This window comes from Methylobacterium sp. WL18, from assembly GCF_008040015.1.
In the GTDB taxonomy this organism is placed as follows: domain Bacteria; phylum Pseudomonadota; class Alphaproteobacteria; order Rhizobiales; family Beijerinckiaceae; genus Methylobacterium; species Methylobacterium mesophilicum.
In genome coordinates this window covers 1-3,224 of the sequence record NZ_VRVD01000539.1, presented here as the reverse complement: position 1 = coordinate 3,224, position 3,224 = coordinate 1, and the positions used below count along the sequence as shown (strand labels likewise).

The 3,224-nt window shown below is 68.1% G+C and carries 4 protein-coding genes and 1 pseudogene; 1 reads left to right on the top strand and 4 read right to left on the bottom strand.

The genetic code is table 11. The features are described 5' to 3' along the window. Nucleotides 1-380 (top strand): hypothetical protein (locus tag FV228_RS33400; protein ID WP_187277891.1); only part of this gene is annotated, 380 nt, incomplete at its 5' end. Nucleotides 381-465: 85 nt separating this feature from the next. On the opposite strand, the gene FV228_RS24605 is transcribed toward FV228_RS33400, so the two are convergent. The 4 genes and pseudogenes from FV228_RS24605 to FV228_RS24590 all read right to left on the bottom strand — a co-directional run. Then, a complete protein-coding gene (locus tag FV228_RS24605; RefSeq protein WP_147856956.1) occupies nucleotides 466-744 on the bottom strand; it encodes a hypothetical protein in 279 nt (92 codons plus the stop codon). Between the two features lie 252 nt (nucleotides 745-996). Further along, complete coding sequence (locus FV228_RS24600; protein ID WP_147856955.1) at nucleotides 997-1,266, bottom strand: hypothetical protein; 270 nt, start codon at nucleotides 1,264-1,266, stop codon at nucleotides 997-999. 353 nt (nucleotides 1,267-1,619) lie between these two features. Beyond that, complete coding sequence (gene ssuD, locus FV228_RS24595) at nucleotides 1,620-2,795, bottom strand: FMNH2-dependent alkanesulfonate monooxygenase (protein WP_147856954.1); 1,176 nt, start codon at nucleotides 2,793-2,795, stop codon at nucleotides 1,620-1,622. 116 nt (nucleotides 2,796-2,911) lie between these two features. After that, nucleotides 2,912-3,224, bottom strand: a pseudogene (locus FV228_RS24590) (ABC transporter ATP-binding protein); the annotation flags it as partial.

Genomic DNA, 3,224 nt, shown 5'->3' with positions numbered 1-3,224 from the left:
CCCCGCCGGCCGCGCGGGCTCCGGGCGTGGCGCTCTATGTCGGGACGCAGCCGGGCTGCAATGCCGGCGAAGTGACGATCGATCCCGGTTACAAGGGGTGCGCCACCGCCCCGATCGGCGCGACCCTGGCGCAGCCATCCTCGCCCGCCGACGCGCCGGTCTATGCCGGCACCGCGGCCGGGCTCGATGACGGCCTGGTCACCAACAATCCGCGCCATCTCGACGCCGGCACGCGGCCGATCGGCTATCTCGCGGCCGCCGGTGCGGGCGGGACGCCGCTCTATGTCGGCCAGCAGGGCGGCTGCAATGCCGGGGTGGTCTCGACCAATCCGGCCCATCTCAATTGCCGCGCCGCCCCGCTGGGCATCGCCGTGCGGTGAAGTCGGCCGAGCGCGCCGCCCCGGATCCGGGACGGCGCTGGATCATCGTCCCGAAGGCGAAGCCGCGCCCGCGGGGACGCGGCGCTCAGCCCTTTTTGATCAGCGGCACCGGCTCGACCGGCGGCTTGGTCGCGCAGGCGGCGACGCTGGCAGCCAGCACAGCCAGGACCAGGACGCGCGTGAGAGGATTCTTTGCAAAACAACGTGCAGTGGACACGAGACAATCTCCGATTTGCGGCATGGCGGAGGCTAACCCCGCGCCCGGCTTCGGAAAGTGCAAGAATGTCACGCGTGCGACGTTTCGCAATATTTTGTAATGTTTAAAAAGTAAAAAATCAATAAATACAGCGGCGATGTAAATCACATTTCACTTAGCGTTGACTCATCCAATGCATTATTACGTGCGGATCTAAAACTAGCAAACTCATATATCGTGGTTTTCAATGCTCGTTGGGGTTGCCTCAGCGCGCTTAAAAAACTTCGCCCTCACCGTCATCGCCAGAGGAGCGCAGCGACCCAGGGAAGCACGACACGGCCAACGGCTGCGCCACGCTGGGTTGCCTCGCTACGCTCGCAACGACGGGACGGCTATCGGACAGGCGCCGCAGCGTCGGTCTCAGCGCACCTCGCTGACGCGCTTGGTCGCCTTCTTCTCCTGCTTGTAGGCGGTGATCGCCGCCGAGCAGCCGGGCGACAGGTTCTTCATGTTCGCCTTGAAGCAGGCCTCGACCTCCGGGCCGCCGGGCGCGTAGGCGCTGCAATAATCCATGTAGTCGCCGGTGCAGTGCTGCTTGAGCGCCTCGCGGGCCGGGGATTGCTCGGCGAACGCTGCGGCCGGGCCGAGGCAGAGACCGAGGGTCAGGAGGACCGCCTTGGTCGAAGTCATGGATGTCCTTGTCGCTATGCGATGATCGCGCGAGCTGGCCGCGCGGTGATAGCCGCGGCACCTGAGCGTCAAGGATGGCATGACTTTGGCGCAGATGTGCCGAACCTGCGCCATCCCCCGTTCTTTCCGTCGTCTCCGTGCGACGATATCGGGAATGTCCTGGTTTCAGAAGGTCATGGACCGTCGGCGAGTGCCGACGCGGCCATGCGGCAGGGCGTCGCCCACACGATGGAGCTGCGCGTCCCGAACGCTGCCGGAGGGCTGCAGGCCCTCCGGAAACCCTGATGTCTTGCCCGCCATCCGGTCGATGGCGGGGCCATCCCCGGTGCGGTGAGCCGGGTCGATACGCCGTCTCAGTGCGCGCCGACCCTGCGGGCGGGCACGAGGTCGTTGGCGATGATCTCGCCGAACGGGCCGTCGTTGCGGGCGTTGCCCGTCGGCCGACCCGTGGTGGCGCGGAGCGGCAGCTTCGGGAAGACCAACTCGGCGAAGCGGTAGGCCTCCTCGAGATGCGGGTAGCCCGAGAGGATGAAGCGGTCGATCCCGAGATCGATGTATTCCTTCATCCGGTCGGCGACCTGATCGGCCGAGCCGACCAACGCGGTCCCGGCACCGCCGCGCACGAGCCCGACGCCGGCCCAGAGATTGGGCGAGACCACCAGCTTGTCGCGGTTGCCGCCATGCAGCGCCATCATCCGGCTCTGGCCGACCGAATCCTGCCGCTTCAGAGTCTCCTGCGCCTTCGCGATGGTGGCGTCGTCGAGCTTCGAGATCAGCTTCTCCGCGGCGTCCCAGGCCTCGGCCTCGGTCTCCCGGGCGATCACGTGCAGGCGGATGCCGTAGGAGAATTCCTTGCCCTTGGCCTCGGCGGCCTGACGGGCGGCGGCGATCTTCTCGGCGACCTGCGCCGGGGGCTCGCCCCAGGTGAGGTACACGTCGCAATGCTCGGCCGCGACCTCCATGCCGGCGGCTGAGGAGCCGCCGAAATAGAGCGGCGGATAGGGCTTCTGCACCGGCGGGAAGATCACCCGGCCGTTCTCCGTGCGCAGGTGCTGGCCCTGGAAGGTCACGGTCTCGCCCGAGAGCAGGCCGCGCCAGATCGTCAGGAACTCGTCGGTGACGGCGTAGCGCGCGTCATGGGACAGGAACACGCCGTCGCCCGCCAGCTCCACCGGATCGCCGCCGGTGACGACGTTGATCAGGAGGCGCCCATCCGAGATCCGGTCGAGGGTCGCGGTCATGCGGGCGGCCGCGGACGGCTCCATCAGGCCCGGTCGCACCGCCACCAGGAAGCGCAGCCGCTTGGTCAGCGGCGCCAGCGCCGAGGCGATGATCCAGGAATCCTCGCAGGAGCGTCCGGTGGGCAGCAGCACGCCGTAGTAGCCGAGTTCGTCGGCGCCCTGGGCGATCTGGCGGAGGTAGTTGATCGAGACCTCGCGGGCCCCTTCCTGGGCGCCGAGATAGCGCCCGTCGCCGTGGGTCGGCAGGAACCAGAGGACGTCGGCGCGCCCGTCATGCGTCGTGGTCATCGGGGTCTCCATTGCGGTTGCGGGCCGGATGCGGAAAAGCCGGATCCGACTTCTCGCATCCGGCGATCACCAAGAGCTAGGGCGGGTCGCCGCTTCGAGGAAACGGCGACCCGGCGTCAGACGTTCGGCTCGGCGCCGAGCAGATGATCGAGAATACGCCCTTCGAGCCGCGCCAGATCCGGATCTCCACGCCGACGCGGGCGCGGCACGTCGACCCGCAGATCGAGGGCGATGCGGCCTTCCTCCACCACCAGGATTCGGTCGGCCAGCGCGACCGCCTCGGAGACGTCGTGGGTGACCAGCAGGGCGGTGAAGCCCTGCGCCAGCCAGATCCGCTCGATCAGGTCCTGCATGCCGATGCGGGTCAGCGCGTCGAGGGCGCCGAGCGGCTCGTCCAGCGCCAGCAGGCCCGGCCGGCCGACCAGCGCC